The organism is Hydrogenophaga sp. (assembly GCF_030158645.1).
Lineage (GTDB): Bacteria > Pseudomonadota > Gammaproteobacteria > Burkholderiales > Burkholderiaceae_C > Hydrogenophaga.
In genome coordinates this window covers 17862-33468 of sequence record NZ_JAOASO010000127.1, presented here as the reverse complement: position 1 = coordinate 33468, position 15607 = coordinate 17862, and the positions used below count along the sequence as shown (strand labels likewise).

Below are 15607 nucleotides of genomic sequence, written 5' to 3'. Positions count from 1 at the left end.
CCCTGGTCAAAATTCAATCGGCACAGCTGGTCAATATTCCATCGGCGCCAACAGCATGCGCGCCATCCAGTCTGGATGTTTCTTTTCAATGCGGCGCAAATCGCGCTTTTTGGACTTGTGTTCTGGCAGTGTCATCCCATCGATCAGCGCGGGACAAGATCTGACATGAGCTTCAACAGTGCGGATATCGGTGACGAGTTGATGTATCAGCCCAACGCGCCACAGCCACGCCTGCCCGTGACCTCCCAGTCGCTGCATGTCGTCCTGTTCTGACAACCTGACTCTGAGTTCGCGGCGCAGATGCCAGAGGCAGGCGGCTTTGTTCGCACGAAACGAATTGGCTTTTCGTACATATGCATCCAGTGCAAGACACCAGCGCTCTGCGTCTGAAAGCTCTGGGTAACTGTCGACCTGCTGCCACATCCAACGCACCTTGCGCTGGTAGTCAAGATGCGTTCTGCTCTCTTTAGGCTCTGAGACCATGACCAGCGATCGAGCGTCCTTGACGACATCGAAGGCCTCTCGCTGCGTCATTGAGAGAACGGGTGCGTTTGGCACCGTCAGCGTCAGGTCGTCGGCTGCTGTGCCGTTGGATTGGGGGTCCCGGACGAGATCCGCCAACGGACTTTTCTGTAGGCGGTCCAGTGCTCGTATCGCCTGACATGCGCGTTCCGCCCTTGCTGCGTCATCGTCTCCCTCGTCACGGCTCTGAACAGCCCCAGTCGCGGAGTCGTCAGAGTCGCGCGATCGATGAATGCCCATCTCGGGTCCGTACGGCGCCAGAGGCTGGGCCTCTGGCGCGCCGATGCCACCGCCCGCAACCGTCGCGCCAGTCGCCCTCAGACTACCGTCTTCGGCGCCTGTCACGCCGTTTGCATGCGTCGTCATCGGCAGGGTCCTCCGCTACGCGCCCCCACCCCTTCGGAGTGGGTACGGACCCCGTTATCGGGCGGGCCGGCCTTGTCCAGTTTGGATACAGCCCGCACCGCCCGATAACGGGAACATCCATTCACGATCGCGCCCATCATTCGCGACTCCGAAAGCCGCACTTCACGGCAGCGGCCCCTCACCTGCGCGGTGACGAGCCCGCTACATGTCGATCTGTTGAACATGCCTTTTGCAGACCACAAGTGGTGCTGGTCAGAGCGGCACATCGTCGTCATCGAATTGATCCGCAAGCGGCGGTGGTAGCAAAGATCCAACCCTGCGCACGTAAGCAGAGCTCTGCGCCGCCCCGCTGGATAGGGGCGTCGCCAGAAGGTTTTCGGACTCTCGGCGGAGCAGCAGGCCATCAATCTGTCCTTTCAAATGCGCGTTGTCTTCATTGGCCCGCGAGAGTTGCTGCTGGAAGTCTTTGAGCCGCTGCTCCAGTTCGCCCACCTTCACCTCTGCGGCTTGTGCGCTTTGAACCATGTCCTCAAGCCGATGCTGCGTCAGGGCCTCAATGGCTTCGGCCTTTTCGAATCGTTCACGATGTGATGCATCAATCAAGCGCGTCTGGGCATGTGCTGCGCACTCAGCATCGCGCTCGGCTCGGGCCCGATCTCGCTCGGTGCTGATGATCGCAAGCAGTTCTGCCAGTTCCATTTCGCGGACCTCGCTGTCCAGGATCCGTCCCTCCTGTGTCTTGATCAGCTCGGCTGCTGCATCCAATTTTTGCTGGCACTCCGCCAGCACGCCCTTGATGTGTTCGGCGATGCATGACTTCCAGAGTTTCGTCACCGACTCCGGCACTTCCGGCGCACTCTCAATGGCCAGCCTCACACTGGGCACCTGCTGAAGCAGCGCCTTTATCGTGTCTTGCCCTCCGCCGACCAAGCGCATGACCGCGCGAATGCCAACAGGCAGATTCCGGCTACGCAAGTCTTCGACGGCTTGCGTGACAGACTCAATGGTGGCCACGGGCGGTCGGCCACGTTTAGCCTCAGCGGATGTCACCACAGGGACGGGGTCTGGATTCATATCAATGACTCGATGATTAAAATTTCATTGCAGCAGGGCTCGTCTGTAATTCAATACAACCGTCGCGAATCACAAGAAGTCAGATCCTGTGGTTTCCTCAGGTCTGGCAGATGTCCCTCCGCTTTACGGTAGTACATCTCCTGCGATTGAGACCAGCGTGCTGGGCGGCGGACCCAACACCCTACTAAACCAATCGCACCGTGGCCATGTAGATAGAGAAGGAATCACAGCCCCATTGCGACAGCTACTCAACGGCATCGATGCACCCGACAAGTTCGCGCCTTCCACTCCTCATACGCAAGCCATTCAAGGACGTCATGGCGCGCGTATCGCACCCGATGGCTGCCACCAAAACGGATTCCAACCGGATATCGACCTGCACCTGACGGCGCCCGATCATTTTTCAGGGTTTTTGGGTCAACGCCAATCAGGTCGGCAAAATCCTTCTCTGATAGATAAGGGTCCTTCTGAATCTCAGCTTCTAGGCGACCACGAACCTCTTCAACCAGGATTTTTTGCCCTTCTGTCAAATCACCAATCACTGAACCAAGCCCATTCCAAGGGCGGCAGGGGATTGCTTTCATAAAACTCTCTTGTCATGGAGCCCCGATTCCTCTACGTCTTGCGACGCCCAACAATGGCTGCTTGTGCAGTCTTTTAAGATCTACAAATAGTAGATGTATTTATGGTCGCACCCCTTGTGAAATCAACCTCGCAAGGCATTTCATTTTGACGAACTCGAAGATTTCGATTGGCGAGCTACTGATCCAATGAATTGACTCTGTCGAAAACCATCTGATTCAACTCAAGTACATCGCTTACGGTCGCTGCACCCGCAAAAAGCCGAGCCCTTCTTGAGGTACGAGATCTGGCGCGGTCGATTGCAAAAAAGTCTGGTGGGGCGACATTCGGGCAGTGAAGGACAACCCAGCAGCTGTTGCGACTGAGCGCGCCGGTTGACCCGAGATGCTCTTGCGCGGAGTGCTCAGATGGCACCGGCTATGCCCCTGTCCCTGAACAGTTCATTTCGAACTGTTTGAGGAGGCCTTGGACGGACAGATCTGGGTGCTCATAGGGCACTTGCTGTCGCAGCGCGTCAACATGCGCGGATCCTGGTGGCCCGTGGGCCCGTTCGCATGCCCGGTTGATTGCTCAGCAGCTGCGTTCATTGAAATCGCTGCAGCATTCAATCTACGGGGCACCTTTGATGCGCGAGCGCCGCTATGCGTGAAAACATGAGGCTGAAGTTACGGAACACGCGCGAGTTTTCAAACAAGACGGCGCCTCATTTGAACGATCGGTTGAACCGATCGACGAACTCCTTAGGACGCTTGTTGTAGTAGCGCTGAAGCATTCGCGGGTCCGTGTGCCCAGTCACGTGGCCAATTTCGGTCTCGCGCAGATCGGTGCGCTCGAAAAGCCTGCTCGTCGCTTCGTGCCGAAGATCATGCAGACGCAGATCAACGCAGTTGGCGCGCTTGAGCGCTCGCTTAAAGCCCTGCTTGACCGTGTTGACGTTCGTGGCAAAAACGGAGTCCCCCGCTCTCGGCTGTGCAGCCAAGATGCGACGTGCGCGCAGCGACAGCGGCACCAGGCGAGGCAGTTGATTCTTGGTGATACTGCCAGGCAGGTCGAGGTACCCCTCGGCCAAATGCGTATGCGACCACTGCAGCTGGAGCATCTCGCCCCGACGCATGGCGGTCTCAATTGCGAAGCTGGCTATAGCCCAGATCACTCGACCAGGCCGCAGTCTCGCCTTGATCGAAGCACGTCCCGCGCGTCTGGCTCTCGCTCTGAGAGTTGCGGCCGTTACGTTTCGCTTGAGTTGCGTGTACCAATGGGCATAGCGGCAGGCGCGAAAGAGCGCCTGTTGTTCGCTCTGCGGTAGCGCAATGATGGCGGCGGTCTCCGGATCGTTTACGTATTCGATATCTGTTCGAACCCGCCGCTTGGTTTGTTCGCGCGTGGGACGCGCAGGCGAGCTCGGGTCAACGCGGTCGGTGGAGAATTCGTGTCGCTCTTTCAAGCGGCGATCGCGCTCATCGCCGGGTTCCGCAGCTGGTCGACTCACCAAGGCGGCGGAAGCCGGGTTGACTGGCAAATGAACCTTCCACTCCCGCCGAGCCAACCCGATCACCCGGCAAAAGAGCTCCAGCTCTTTCTTGACGGTCGCGCCCTTGACCTGGAGGCAGCGCGCGTCTCGATAGGCCGCGAAGTCCGATGGCAGCAACATCGAGACCTTGATCATGGCGATCGGCGTTTCGCTGAGCTTGGCAACTCGTGCCCGGTCTGGGTCGTGCTTCGGCTTTCCTGTCAGGCGCACTTTGTCGTACTTCAGCAGGAGATCGCCCAAGGAATTGCGTTCGGCTTCCCGGTAGTCGACGAACTGTCGCTTGACGATCTCTCCTTCCTTCTCGGCGGCCCACTGTTCGGCCAGGTCTCGGCGGGGGAAGGTCTTGATCAGATCGGGCACGCCTTTGCGGCGCACCCTCGCCTGCCAGCAGAGTGAGGAAAACTTCTTGATCTTTACGCCGCTATGACCCTGCTCGGAGAGTTCAAGCAAGCGGGCGTGGGCACTGACCTCGCTGGCGAAGGTTGCGTTGAGCGAAGGCGCGCCGCTGCAGATGAGCCGCCAAGAGAAATAGGTACGTTTGGAAAAACTGGCCATGAATGAACTCCAGGAACATGCCTTGCGGCGGTGAAGGAGTTCATTGGCGCGAAATTGGCGCGAAACCTCAAGGGTTCGGTCCAAACAGGCCGCCATGGGATGCGTCGGGAGCTTGCGGGAAAGAAAAAACCCCACAAAGTCAATGACTTAGCGGGGTCTGGTCTTGGTGGGCGGTGCAGGGTTCGAACCTGCGACCCCTGCCGTGTGAAGGCAGTGCTCTACCACTGAGCTAACCGCCCGAAAAATCGGATCCGTTTGTTGGTTCGATCTGTCGGAAGCCTCAGATTATAGCCAGGTTTTCGTGCGGATCAGGCGGCTTGGAGCGAACGCCACACCGTTTTTCCTTTGCTGGCCTTGTCCAGGTCGGCCAACACACCATCGTGCGCCTGCGCTTCCTGTTCGTTGGCACGCAGCACCGGCAAGTCAAAACCGCTGAGATCCAAGGTCTCGGTCAGGCCATTTTCATCAGGCGCATCGCCCAGGTCCATGAGCAGCGCGTCCTGGCCACGCGTCATGTTGATGTAGACGTCGGCGAGCAGTTCGGCGTCCAGCAGCGCGCCGTGCAGCGTGCGGCCCGAGTTGTCCACACCCAGGCGATCGCACAACGCGTCAAGGCCGTTGCGCTTGCCGGGAAACATCTCCTTGGCCATCACCAGGCTGTCGGTGACCTGTCCGATCACGGTCTTGATCGGTGGGCGACCCAGCCGTTCGAGCTCCTTGTTGAGGAAGCTGATGTCGAACGGCGCGTTGTGAATGATGAGTTCGGCATCGCGCAAGTACTCCATCAGCTCGTCTGCGATGGCAGAGAACTTCGGCTTGTCGCGCAGGAACTCGTTGCTGATGCCGTGCACCTTGAGGGCGTCCTCATGGCTGTCGCGCTCGGGGTTCACATAGAAGTGCAGGTTGTTGCCGGTGAGCTTGCGGTTGAGCAGCTCGACACAACCGATCTCGATGATGCGGTCGCCGTTGTCGGCGGACAGACCGGTCGTCTCCGTGTCCAGAACGATCTGGCGCATCAGTGCAGTTCCTTGGCGTGGTTGATCGAGTACTTGGGGATCTCCACGGTCACGTCCTGCTGCGCGAGAAACGCCTGGCACGACAGGCGCGAGTTCGGCTCCAGTCCCCAGGCGCGGTCGAGCAGGTCTTCTTCGGTCTCGTCGAGTTCGTTCAGGCTGTTGAAGCCCTCGCGCACGATCACGTGGCAGGTCGTGCAGGCCGCGCTCATGTCGCAGGCGTGCTCGATGTTGATCTTGTTGTCCAGCAAGGCTTCGCAGATCGAGGTACCGGCGGGCGCCGTGATGCTGGCGCCTTGCGGGCAGTATTCGGGATGGGGAAGGATTTTGATGGTGGGCATGGGGTTCAGACTTCTTCGAGTTTCTTGCCGGCCAGGGCGTGCTGGATACCGCGGTTCATGCGCATGGCGGCAAATGCTTCGGTGCCCTTGGCCAAGGCGCTGGTGGCGGCTTCGATGGTGGCGGCTTCGGTGCCGGTGATCGACTGGCTGAGCGCCTCGATCAAGGCATCGATGTTCTTGCGCTCGTCGCCCTCCAGCAGGTCGGCGTCGGCGGCCAGCGCGGTTCGGGTGGCCGCGATCATGCGGTCGGCGTCCACACGGGCTTCGACCAGCGCACGCGCCTGCATGTCCTGCTGTGCGGTGGCAAAGCTGTCTTGCAGCATGGCCGCGATCTGCTCGTCGGACAGGCCGTAGGCGGGCTTCACGTCCACGCGAGCCTCCACGCCGCTGCCCTGCTCTTTTGCACTCACCGACAGCAGGCCGTCGGCGTCCACGGTGAAGGTCACGCGAATGCGAGCCGCACCAGCCACCATGGGTGGAATGCCGCGCAACTCGAAACGCGCAAGGCTGCGGCAGTCGGCCACCAGATCGCGCTCTCCCTGCACCACGTGCAAAGCCAGCGCGGTCTGGCCGTCCTGGTAAGTGGTGAAGTCCTGGGCCAATGCGGTGGGAATCGAGCTGTTGCGCGGCACGATGCGCTCGACCAGGCCGCCCATGGTCTCGATGCCCAGCGACAGGGGAATCACGTCGAGCAGCAGCAGGTCTCCATCACGGCTGTTGCCGGCCAGGGCGTTCGCCTGGATGGCAGCGCCCAAGGCCACGACCTCATCAGGGTTGAGGTTGGTCAATGGCTCCTGATTGAAAAACTCGCCCACGGTTCGCCGCACCACCGGCATGCGGGTCGAGCCCCCGACCATGACGACACCGTTGACCTCGTCCTTTGAAATGCCGGCATCGCGCAGCACCTTTCGCACGGCCGTCATGGTCCGGGTGGTGAGCGCGGCGGTGCAGCGTTCGAAGTCGGCATTCGTGACGCTCTTCTCGATCGCCTGGCCCGCTACAAGGGCGCGGAAGCATTCACTGGCGGAAGAGGACAAGGCCTCTTTCACACGGCGCGCCTCGGCATGGACCGCAGCACGCTCCGAGGCGTTGAGCAAAGCGCTCACGCCAGCTTGGGCGATCACCCACGCGGCGAGCGCTTGGTCGTAGTCGTCCCCGCCCAGCGCTGAATCACCGCCTGTGGCCATGACCTCGAAGACGCCTTTGGTGAGCCGCAGGATGGAAATGTCGAAGGTGCCACCGCCCAGGTCGTAGATGGCGTAGACACCTTCCGAGCCGTTGTCCAGGCCATAGGCGATTGCCGCTGCCGTGGGCTCGTTGATCAGGCGAAGCACATGGATGCCAGCGAGTTGCGCCGCGTCCTTGGTGGCCTGGCGCTGTGCGTCGTCGAAGTACGCGGGCACCGTGATCACGGCGCCGTAGAGTTCGTCGTCAAAGCTGTCCTCGGCACGAAACCGCAGCGTGGCCAGAATCTCGGCGCTCACTTCCATGGGTGTCTTGCGGCCAGCCACGGTGTCCACCACGGCCATGCCATCCTGGTCAATCACGGTGTAGGCCAGTTTGTCCACGTCGACCACCTGGGTGCGGCTGCGCCCCATGAGGCGCTTGACCGAACTCACCGTGTTGGCGGGATCCTGCACTTGCGCGGCCAGCGCGTCAAAACCGATCTGCCGACCCGAGCCGCCCTGGGCCGGGTCCAGATAACGCACCACGCTGGGAAGAATCACGCGGCCATCCGTGGCCGGCAGGCACTCGGCCACCCCGTGACGCACGGCGGCGACCAATGAATGCGTGGTGCCCAGGTCGATACCCACCGCCACACGGCGCTGGTGGGGGTCGAGGGACTGGCCGGGTTCGGAAATCTGCAGAAGCGCCATGGGTCACGATCGGTTCAAAAAACAACCGCCTATTGTCCCAGCAGATCGATGCGGCTTTCCACATCGCGCGCAAAGCGCTCAACGAACATAAGGGCTCTGACCTGCTGCGCCAGTGCTGGCCAGTCGCGCAGGTCGTCGGCGGTGGTCTGCAAGCCTTGCAACATGTCCCGACGCGCCAGGGCCACGTCATCGGCCATTCGCTCCAGATCGGACAGACCATTCGCCTCGTCCAGGTCTTCTCGCCACTGCATCTGTTGAATCAAGAACGCCGCGGGCATGGCCGTGTTGTTCTCGGCCTGAATCGGAGCACCGTTGAGCTCACACAGGTACGCAGCGCGCTTGAGCGGGTCCTTCAAGCGCTGGTAGGCCTCGTTGATGCGCACCGACCACTGCATGGCCTGACGCTGCGACTGAGCGTCGGCCGTGGCAAATCGGTCGGGGTGGGCTTCGCGCTGCAGGTCTTTCCAGCGCGCGTCCAACACAGCACGGTCCAGCCCGAATCGGGGCTCGATGGCAAAGATCTCGAAGTCGGTCGATTGAAGGTTCAGGTTCATCAAACAAAAGCCGCCGACGCTGTGATGCGCAGGCGGCTTGAATCCCAACATCTAAGGCATCAGACCCGGAAGCTCTCGCCACAACCGCAACGGTCGCGCTCGTTCGGGTTGTTGAAACGGAAACCTTCATTCAGGCCTTCGCGCACGAAATCAAGCTGTGTGCCGTCGATGTAGGCCAGGCTCTTGGGGTCGACCAGAACCTTCACGCCGTTGTCTTCAAACACGACGTCCTCGGGCGCGATGTCGTCCGCGTACTCGAGCTTGTAGGCCAGGCCGGAGCAACCGGTGGTCTTCACGCCCAGGCGCACGCCCACGCCCTTGCCGCGTTTGGCAATGTAGCGGGTCACGTGGCGCGCTGCGGCTTCAGAGATGGAAATGGACATGGCGCCTTGCAGCTCAGTGGCTGTGCTTTTTGCGGTAGTCGTCCACCGCCGCCTTGATCGCGTCTTCGGCCAGGATGGAGCAGTGAATCTTCACGGGCGGCAGGGCCAGTTCTTCGGCGATCTGGCTGTTTTTCAGCGCTGCCGCTTCGTCCAGCGTCTTGCCTTTGACCCATTCCGTCACCAGCGATGAGGACGCAATGGCGGAGCCGCAACCGTAGGTCTTGAAACGCGCGTCTTCGATCACGCCCGTGGTCGGGTTGACCTTGATCTGCAGTTTCATCACGTCACCGCAGGCGGGCGCACCCACCATGCCGGTGCCGACGCTGTCGTCGCCTTTTTCAAACGAGCCGACGTTGCGGGGGTTTTCGTAGTGGTCAACCACTTTTTCTGAATAGGCCATGGTCTTTCTCCTTCAGTGTGCTGCCCACTGGATGGTGGACAAGTCGATTCCGTCTTTGAACATTTCCCACAACGGGGACAACTCGCGCAACTTGGCCACGTTCTCCTTGATCGTGGCAATTGCGTAGTCAACTTCTTCTTCGGTCGTCCAGCGACCGATCGTCATGCGCAGGCTGCTGTGAGCGAGCTCGTCGCTGCGTCCCAGGGCACGCAGCACGTAACTGGGCTCCAGGCTGGCAGAGGTGCAAGCCGAGCCCGACGACACCGCCAGGCCTTTGATGCCCATGATCAGCGACTCACCTTCAACGTAGTTGAAGCTCATGTTCAGGTTGTGCGGAACGCGCTTCGTATCGTGCCCGTTGATGAAGACTTCTTCCACATCCTTCAGGCCCGCCAACATGCGGTCGTGCAGCGCCTGGATGCGCTTGTTCTCTTCGTGCATTTCGGCTTTGGCGATGCGATAAGCCTCGCCCATGCCCACGCACTGGTGAGTGGGCAGCGTGCCCGAGCGCATGCCGCGTTCGTGCCCACCACCGTGCATCTGCGCTTCAATGCGGATGCGTGGCTTGCGGCGCACATACAAGGCACCGATGCCCTTGGGGCCGTAAGTCTTGTGCGAGGTCAGGCTCATCAAGTCCACCGGCAGGGTCTGCAGGTCGATGTCGATCCGGCCCGTGGCCTGCGCCGCGTCCACGTGGAGGATCACGCCCTTTTCGCGGCAGATCGTCCCGATGGCGGCGATGTCCTGGATCACACCGATCTCGTTGTTCACGAACATGACCGAGGCGATGATGGTGTCGGGGCGGATGGCCGCCTTGAAGGCTTCCAGGTCGAGCAAACCGTCGGCTTGCACGTCCATGTAGGTCACCTCGAAGCCTTGGCGTTCCAGCTCACGGCAGGTGTCGAGCACGGCCTTGTGCTCCGTTTTCACCGTGATGAGGTGTTTGCCCTTGGTCTTGTAGAACTGCGCTGCGCCCTTCAGCGCGAGGTTGTTGGATTCGGTCGCGCCGCTGGTCCAGACGATCTCGCGCGGATCGGCGTTGATCAAGGCGGCCACCTGCTCGCGAGCGGTCTCCACGGCCTTCTCGGCTTCCCAACCCCAGGCGTGGCTGCGCGACGCCGGGTTGCCGAAATGCTCGCGCAACCAGGGAATCATGGCGTCCACCACCCGCGGATCGCAGGGGTTGGTGGCGCTGTAGTCCATGTAAATGGGAAAGTGGGGAGTGCTCATGGCTGGCTGGATGAATAAGGGGACGGATGATGCCGAAGCTGGCTGACGCTGCGCTGGGTGCAGCCCGGAGCCAGGCCCCGGGCTGGGACGCTCATTTGGAGAACGCGGCTCCACCCAGTGCGAACACCGAGTTGGGCGCGTTCACGCGAATGGGCTTGACCACAGGGGCGCTGGAGATCGCGCGCTTGATCATCGGCGCGTTTTCCACCACCACGCCCTTGGCGAGCTGCTCGTCCACCAGCGATTGCAGGGAAACGGAGTCCAGAAAATCGACCATCTTGGTGTTGAGCGCTGCCCACAACTCGTGGGTCATGCAGCGATGACCTTCACCGAGACAGTTCTCTTTGCCACCGCACTGGGTGGCATCGATCGGCTCGTCAACCGACACGATGATGTCGGCCACAGTGATCTCGGATGCCTTGCGGCCCAGGGTATAGCCACCGCCCGGCCCACGCGTCGATTCGACGAGTTCATGGCGGCGCAGCTTGCCGAACAATTGTTCGAGGTATGACAACGAAATCTGCTGCCGCTGGCTGATGGCCGCGAGCGTGACGGGTCCGTTGTTCTGGCGCAGGGCCAGGTCAATCATCGCTGTGACCGCAAAGCGGCCTTTGGTCGTGAGGCGCATTTTTCAAGCTCCTTGAATGTTGGCTTGACTGTCGTTGACTGGCTCATCGGACAGAACCCGTTGAACCCCTTCTCCGCCCACCCTGACCGCTATGGGTCGCTTCATCGAAGGCTTTCCCGACTGTTTTCGTCGAGTATAGCGTAAAAGCCTAGTGATTTGCTCAGCATTTTACGGCAGAAATGCGTTTTGTCTAGGACAAATCGATTTAGAAACTCAAAAGACCACAAAAATACCGAACAGTCTTTCCTGAATTCACCGGCCTTGGGTAGGACGGTGTTTCACGGGAATCGTTCAGGAAAAGAGCGCGTGGTGGCTCTCCGTGGCCAACGTTCTTGCCGATGCCCGCCATGGCACGGCAGGGTTCAGGCCACGTTGTCCATGCCAGCCGCCCCAAAGACAGACGCCTTGAGCCGACCCAGCTGGTCACGCACGCTGGCCGCTTTCTCGAACTCCAGGTTGCGCGCGTGCTCCAGCATTTGCTTTTCGAGCCGCTTGATCTCGCGCGCCACGTCCTTCTCGCTCATCTCGTCGATGCTGGCGCGGTGTGCGCTTTCGGCGGCCAGGCGATCGGCTTCCTTGCCTGCCTTCTCGCTGTAGACGCCGTCGATCAGGTCCTTGATGCGCTTGTTGATGCTGCGCGGCTCGATGCCCATGGCCAGGTTGTGCGCCACCTGCTTGGTTCGGCGGCGGTTGGTCTCGTCCATCGCCTTCTTCATCGACTCGGTGATGCGGTCGGCGTAAAGGATGGCGCGGCCGTTGAGGTTGCGCGCGGCCCGGCCGATGGTCTGGATCAGGCTGCGCTCGGAGCGCAGGAAGCCCTCCTTGTCCGCATCCAGAATCGCCACCAGCGAAACCTCGGGAATGTCCAGGCCTTCGCGCAGCAGGTTGATGCCGACCAGCACGTCGAAAGCACCCAGTCGCAGGTCGCGCAGGATCTCGACCCGCTCCACCGTGTCCACGTCGCTGTGCAGGTAGCGCACCTTCACGCCGTTTTCGGTCAGGTAATCGGTCAGCTGCTCGGCCATGCGCTTGGTGAGCGTGGTGATCAGCACGCGCTCGTTTTTCTCCACGCGGATGCGGATCTCCTGCAGCACATCGTCCACCTGGTGGGTGGCGGGGCGCACCTCGAGTTCGGGGTCCACCAGTCCGGTGGGGCGCACGAGCTGCTCGACCACCTGGCCGGCGTGCGTCTTTTCGTAGTCGGCCGGCGTGGCGGAAACAAACACCACCTGGCGCATGCGCTGCTCGAATTCGTCGAACTTCAAGGGCCGGTTGTCCAGCGCGCTGGGCAGGCGAAAGCCGTATTCCACCAGCGTGGTCTTGCGCGCGCGGTCGCCGTTGTACATGCCGCCGAACTGGCCGATGAGCACGTGGCTCTCGTCCAGGAACATCATGGCGTCCTTGGGCAAGTAGTCGGTCAGTGTGGACGGCGGCTCACCCGGCAAGCTGCCCGAGAGGTGCCGAGAGTAGTTCTCGATGCCCTTGCAGTGGCCGACTTCGCTGAGCATCTCCAGATCGAAGCGCGTGCGCTGTTCGAGCCGCTGCGCCTCCACCAGCTTGCCCATGCCCACCAGCTCTTTCAGCCGGTCGGCCAGCTCCAGCTTGATGGCCTCGACGGCGCTGAGCACCTGCTCGCGCGGCGTCACATAGTGGCTGCTGGGGTAGACCGTGAAGCGCGGGATCTTCTGCCGCACCTTGCCGGTGAGCGGGTCGAACAGCTGCAGCGTTTCGACCTCGTCGTCGAACAGCTCGATGCGGATCGCCATTTCGGAGTGTTCGGCCGGGAACACGTCGATGGTGTCGCCGCGCACGCGGAATTTGCCGCGGCTGAAGTCCTGCTCGTTGCGCGCGTACTGCATGCGCACCAGCTGCGCGATCAGGTCGCGCTGACCGACCTTGTCCCCCACGCGCAGCGTCATCACCATCTGGTGGTAACTCTCCGGCTTGCCGATGCCGTAGATGGCCGACACGGTGGCCACGATGATCACGTCGCGGCGCTCCAGGATGCTCTTGGTGCAAGAGAGCCGCATCTGCTCGATGTGCTCGTTGATCGCGCTGTCCTTCTCGATGAACAGGTCGCGCTGCGGCACGTAGGCCTCGGGCTGGTAGTAGTCGTAGTAGCTGACGAAATACTCGACCGCGTTCTTGGGGAAAAACTCGCGGAACTCGCTGTAGAGCTGCGCGGCCAGCGTCTTGTTGGGCGCGAACACGATGGCGGGGCGGCCCAGCCGCGCGATCACGTTGGCCATGGTGAAGGTCTTGCCCGAACCGGTCACGCCCAGAAGGGTCTGGAACACCTCGCCGTCGTTCACGCCCTCCACCAGTTGGCGAATGGCTTCGGGCTGGTCGCCAGCCGGCGGGTAAGGCAAAAACAGCTCGAACGGCGAGCCGGGAAAGCGAACGAACTCACCCTCGGCGGGTGGCCCGTTGTCCACCTCAAGCAGCGGGGTCTTGGGGGGCTGGGGCAGTGTGATCGGGGACATCGGTCAATTGTGCCGGATGCTCCTCTTTGGCGCTGGTGCCGGGCGGGCGGGCCTGGCGAACGCCGGGCTTGGCCAGGACCTCCACATAGGCCTCGGTCGCGCCCGCTTTGGCCACTGCGTCCAGGATCCCCATCAGGGCCGAGAGGTGCACCACCTCGGCCGTGTCTTTCGAGGCTCCGCAGCGGCAGTCGAAGTCCAGGAAATCCACCCCTTCCGGCAGGTCGCGGCGGCGCTCGCGCTTGAGGTATTTGCGGATTTCATGTTTGACGGCTTCGAGCACGCGGTCGGGGTGGCGGCCCTCTTGGGTCAGCGGAAAGGTTTTTCTCATGGCGATCGGGCGCGTGCAGCGCGAAGTCGGGGGACCGAAGTCCGGGAAAAGCGGTGAGGCAAGGGGCGCGATTATGCGCGCCGGGGTATCCTGCCTCGCACATGACACCCCGCGAACAACACCCCACGCCCAGCAAGGACGAGATCGCCTTGCTCGAACCGTTCGACCGCCTGGGCCTGGACCGCATCGTGCTGGTCAACACCGCCCGGCAGGCGCGCGAGGCCTGCGCGGAGTTGACCGACAGCGCCGTCTGGGGCTTCGACACCGAATCCAAACCCACGTTCTTCAAGGACCAGCTCTCCGACGGACCGCACATCGTGCAGCTCGCCACGATGGAGCGCGCCTGGGTGTTCCAGTTGCACGAGCCCGGTTGCCGTGAACAGGCGGCCGCCCTGCTGGCCGATGGCCGGCACACCAAGGCCGGCTTCGGGCTGGGCGACGACACCAAACGCATCGTCTCCAAACTCGCGGTGGAGCCGGCGGCGGTGCTGGAGCTCAACACGGTGTTCCGAGAACGCGGCTACCGCAAAGACATGGGCGTGAAGGGCGCCGTGGCGGTGCTGTTCAACCGGCGATTCCTCAAATCGAAAAAAGCCGCCACGTCCAACTGGGCCAACCCGCACCTGAGCGAGTCGCAGTTGATCTACGCGGCCAACGATGCGTACGCCGCAGCGCGTGTGTTTGACGCCCTCGGCCTGCGCTGAGCGGCCCGTTCAGCGGCGCCGCAATGGCGTGAGCAGATCGCCCAGCCCGTTGTGGTCGATCTCGTGCATGAGCTGCAGCAGTCGGCCCACCTCGCTCTTGGGAAACCCCTCCCGCGCAAACCAGTTGAGGTAGTTGCCCGGCAGGTCCGCAATCAGGCGGCCCTTGTGTTTGCCGAACGGCATTTCCACGGTGAGCAGGCGTTCGAGATCTTCGGGTTTCATCAGACAGCCGTCCCCGTGCGGGTGGCTTGGTCCAGCCACGCTCGCACGATGGCGTTGAACTCCGCAGGTTTGTGTCCCATGACCCAGTGACCGGTCTCCAGCGCGTGCACCGCGCAACCCGGGGACCGGGCCAGCTGCTCAAGCCAACCGGGCGAATGGAACATGAACGGTTTGCACCGGCCATACAGGTAGAGCGCCGGCATGTGCTCGCCAAGCAGCCGCTCCACCGGAAGCACACCTCGCAGCCCGCCCAGAGCGCCCCACCATTGCATGGCGTAGGGGTAGTTCATCTGCCAGACCACGCGCTCAGGATCGTTGCGGCAGCCGAGCGCGCGCGCCATGAAACGGGTCATGCGGTTGGCCAGGGCCGGCGCCCAAGGACCCAGACGCCAGGCCGTCGCCAGCCACCACTGGTAGCCTGCGATCATCAGTTTTTGCCGTGCGCCGAGCGACGCCAGGTACCCGTCCGAGCCGGTGTCACCGATGTCGACACCGATCACCCGCGCCACCCGATGCGGATGGCGGGCAGCAAATTCATAGCCGAACAGGCAACCCCAGTCGTGCAGCAACAGCGTGACCGGCTGGACCGGGCTCACCGTGTCGACGATGGTTCTGATCAGATCGGTCGTGTCCACCACCGACAACGGCTGCGATGGTTTTCCAAGTTGATGGCCAGGCAGATGAAAACGCACGCAGCGGTAGCCTGCTTTCAGGGCTGCCACCGAACTGTCCCACAGCGCGGGGGAATCGGGCCAGCCGTGCAGCATCACCACAGTGTGCGGACCTTCGCCGTCCAGCCACACGTCGGTGCCGG

17 protein-coding genes and 1 tRNA gene are annotated in these 15607 nt (G+C 61.8%); 1 reads left to right on the top strand and 17 read right to left on the bottom strand.

Annotated features, from left to right (window positions below; translation table 11 throughout):
- Positions 1-30: 30 nt before the first annotated feature.
- The 15 genes from Q1W68_RS13630 to Q1W68_RS13560 all read right to left on the bottom strand — a co-directional run bounded on the left by Q1W68_RS13630 (position 31) and on the right by Q1W68_RS13560 (position 13867).
- Positions 31-621 (bottom strand): hypothetical protein, encoded by a 591-nt coding sequence (locus Q1W68_RS13630; RefSeq protein WP_300650283.1) that lies wholly within the window; start codon positions 619-621, stop codon positions 31-33.
- 519 nt (positions 622-1140) lie between these two features.
- The gene (locus tag Q1W68_RS13625) at positions 1141-1902 is read right to left on the bottom strand and encodes a hypothetical protein (RefSeq protein WP_300650280.1); all 762 of its coding nucleotides are present in this window, start codon (positions 1900-1902) and stop codon (positions 1141-1143) included.
- 308 nt (positions 1903-2210) lie between these two features.
- On the bottom strand, positions 2211-2546 hold the full coding sequence (locus Q1W68_RS13620; protein WP_300650277.1) for a hypothetical protein: 336 nt from the start codon (positions 2544-2546) through the stop codon (positions 2211-2213).
- A 701-nt stretch (positions 2547-3247) separates the two neighbouring features.
- The gene (locus Q1W68_RS13615) at positions 3248-4630 is read right to left on the bottom strand and encodes a site-specific integrase (RefSeq protein WP_300650275.1); all 1383 of its coding nucleotides are present in this window, start codon (positions 4628-4630) and stop codon (positions 3248-3250) included.
- Between the two features lie 164 nt (positions 4631-4794).
- Positions 4795-4869, bottom strand: a tRNA-Val gene (locus Q1W68_RS13610).
- Between the two features lie 69 nt (positions 4870-4938).
- Entirely contained in the window at positions 4939-5646 is a 708-nt protein-coding gene (gene dnaQ, locus Q1W68_RS13605; protein WP_300650273.1) for a DNA polymerase III subunit epsilon, read from the bottom strand.
- Positions 5646-5984, bottom strand: a complete 339-nt coding sequence (gene fdx / locus Q1W68_RS13600) for an ISC system 2Fe-2S type ferredoxin (protein ID WP_300650270.1) — start codon at positions 5982-5984, stop codon at positions 5646-5648. The genes dnaQ and fdx overlap by 1 nt, the downstream gene beginning before the upstream one ends.
- Before the next feature lie 5 nt (positions 5985-5989).
- The gene (hscA, locus tag Q1W68_RS13595) at positions 5990-7861 is read right to left on the bottom strand and encodes a Fe-S protein assembly chaperone HscA (RefSeq protein ID WP_300650267.1); all 1872 of its coding nucleotides are present in this window, start codon (positions 7859-7861) and stop codon (positions 5990-5992) included.
- A gap of 29 nt (positions 7862-7890) precedes the next feature.
- On the bottom strand, positions 7891-8409 hold the full coding sequence (hscB, locus tag Q1W68_RS13590) for a Fe-S protein assembly co-chaperone HscB (protein WP_300650291.1): 519 nt from the start codon (positions 8407-8409) through the stop codon (positions 7891-7893).
- A 65-nt stretch (positions 8410-8474) separates the two neighbouring features.
- Positions 8475-8798, bottom strand: coding sequence for an iron-sulfur cluster assembly protein IscA (gene iscA, locus Q1W68_RS13585; protein ID WP_159605588.1), 324 nt, complete (start codon positions 8796-8798; stop codon positions 8475-8477).
- Positions 8799-8811: 13 nt separating this feature from the next.
- On the bottom strand, positions 8812-9198 hold the full coding sequence (gene iscU / locus Q1W68_RS13580; RefSeq protein WP_069046695.1) for a Fe-S cluster assembly scaffold IscU: 387 nt from the start codon (positions 9196-9198) through the stop codon (positions 8812-8814).
- A 12-nt stretch (positions 9199-9210) separates the two neighbouring features.
- Positions 9211-10428, bottom strand: coding sequence for an IscS subfamily cysteine desulfurase (locus tag Q1W68_RS13575; RefSeq protein ID WP_300658234.1), 1218 nt, complete (start codon positions 10426-10428; stop codon positions 9211-9213).
- Positions 10429-10519: 91 nt separating this feature from the next.
- On the bottom strand, positions 10520-11056 hold the full coding sequence (gene iscR, locus Q1W68_RS13570) for a Fe-S cluster assembly transcriptional regulator IscR (RefSeq protein ID WP_159605584.1): 537 nt from the start codon (positions 11054-11056) through the stop codon (positions 10520-10522).
- Positions 11057-11418: 362 nt separating this feature from the next.
- Positions 11419-13539, bottom strand: a complete 2121-nt coding sequence (gene uvrB, locus Q1W68_RS13565; RefSeq protein WP_300658236.1) for an excinuclease ABC subunit UvrB — start codon at positions 13537-13539, stop codon at positions 11419-11421.
- Positions 13493-13867: a DUF6172 family protein gene (locus tag Q1W68_RS13560; RefSeq protein WP_300650260.1), complete on the bottom strand. Its 375-nt coding sequence runs from the start codon at positions 13865-13867 to the stop codon at positions 13493-13495. Before Q1W68_RS13560 ends, uvrB begins: the two co-directional genes overlap by 47 nt.
- A gap of 101 nt (positions 13868-13968) precedes the next feature.
- On the opposite strand from Q1W68_RS13560, the gene Q1W68_RS13555 reads away from it, so the two are divergent.
- Positions 13969-14571 (top strand): 3'-5' exonuclease, encoded by a 603-nt coding sequence (locus Q1W68_RS13555; protein WP_300650258.1) that lies wholly within the window; start codon positions 13969-13971, stop codon positions 14569-14571.
- A gap of 9 nt (positions 14572-14580) precedes the next feature.
- On the opposite strand, the gene Q1W68_RS13550 is transcribed toward Q1W68_RS13555, so the two are convergent.
- Positions 14581-14793, bottom strand: a complete 213-nt coding sequence (locus Q1W68_RS13550) for a DUF3820 family protein (protein ID WP_300650257.1) — start codon at positions 14791-14793, stop codon at positions 14581-14583.
- Positions 14793-15560 carry an alpha/beta hydrolase gene (locus Q1W68_RS13545; protein WP_300716939.1) on the bottom strand — a complete coding sequence of 256 codons (768 nt, stop codon included), beginning with the start codon at positions 15558-15560 and terminating at the stop codon, positions 14793-14795. The genes Q1W68_RS13550 and Q1W68_RS13545 overlap by 1 nt, the downstream gene beginning before the upstream one ends.
- Positions 15561-15607 lie beyond the last annotated feature (47 nt).

Excerpts from the sequence above, each read along its gene's own strand:
- Q1W68_RS13620 (WP_300650277.1), bottom strand. The coding sequence starts at position 2,546 with ATGAAAGCAATCCCCTGCCGCCCTTGGAATGGGCTTGGTTCAGTGATT.
- Q1W68_RS13615 (WP_300650275.1), bottom strand. The coding sequence starts at position 4,630 with ATGGCCAGTTTTTCCAAACGTACCTATTTCTCTTGGCGGCTCATCTGC.
- dnaQ (WP_300650273.1), bottom strand. The coding sequence starts at position 5,646 with ATGCGCCAGATCGTTCTGGACACGGAGACGACCGGTCTGTCCGCCGAC.
- fdx (WP_300650270.1), bottom strand. The coding sequence starts at position 5,984 with ATGCCCACCATCAAAATCCTTCCCCATCCCGAATACTGCCCGCAAGGC.
- hscA (WP_300650267.1), bottom strand. The coding sequence starts at position 7,861 with ATGGCGCTTCTGCAGATTTCCGAACCCGGCCAGTCCCTCGACCCCCAC.
- iscA (WP_159605588.1), bottom strand. The coding sequence starts at position 8,798 with ATGTCCATTTCCATCTCTGAAGCCGCAGCGCGCCACGTGACCCGCTAC.
- iscU (WP_069046695.1), bottom strand. The coding sequence starts at position 9,198 with ATGGCCTATTCAGAAAAAGTGGTTGACCACTACGAAAACCCCCGCAAC.
- Q1W68_RS13575 (WP_300658234.1), bottom strand. The coding sequence starts at position 10,428 with ATGAGCACTCCCCACTTTCCCATTTACATGGACTACAGCGCCACCAAC.
- iscR (WP_159605584.1), bottom strand. The coding sequence starts at position 11,056 with ATGCGCCTCACGACCAAAGGCCGCTTTGCGGTCACAGCGATGATTGAC.
- uvrB (WP_300658236.1), bottom strand. The coding sequence starts at position 13,539 with ATGTCCCCGATCACACTGCCCCAGCCCCCCAAGACCCCGCTGCTTGAG.
- Q1W68_RS13560 (WP_300650260.1), bottom strand. The coding sequence starts at position 13,867 with ATGAGAAAAACCTTTCCGCTGACCCAAGAGGGCCGCCACCCCGACCGC.
- Q1W68_RS13555 (WP_300650258.1), top strand. The coding sequence starts at position 13,969 with ATGACACCCCGCGAACAACACCCCACGCCCAGCAAGGACGAGATCGCC.
- Q1W68_RS13550 (WP_300650257.1), bottom strand. The coding sequence starts at position 14,793 with ATGAAACCCGAAGATCTCGAACGCCTGCTCACCGTGGAAATGCCGTTC.
- Q1W68_RS13545 (WP_300716939.1), bottom strand. The coding sequence starts at position 15,560 with ATGCTGCACGGCTGGCCCGATTCCCCCGCGCTGTGGGACAGTTCGGTG.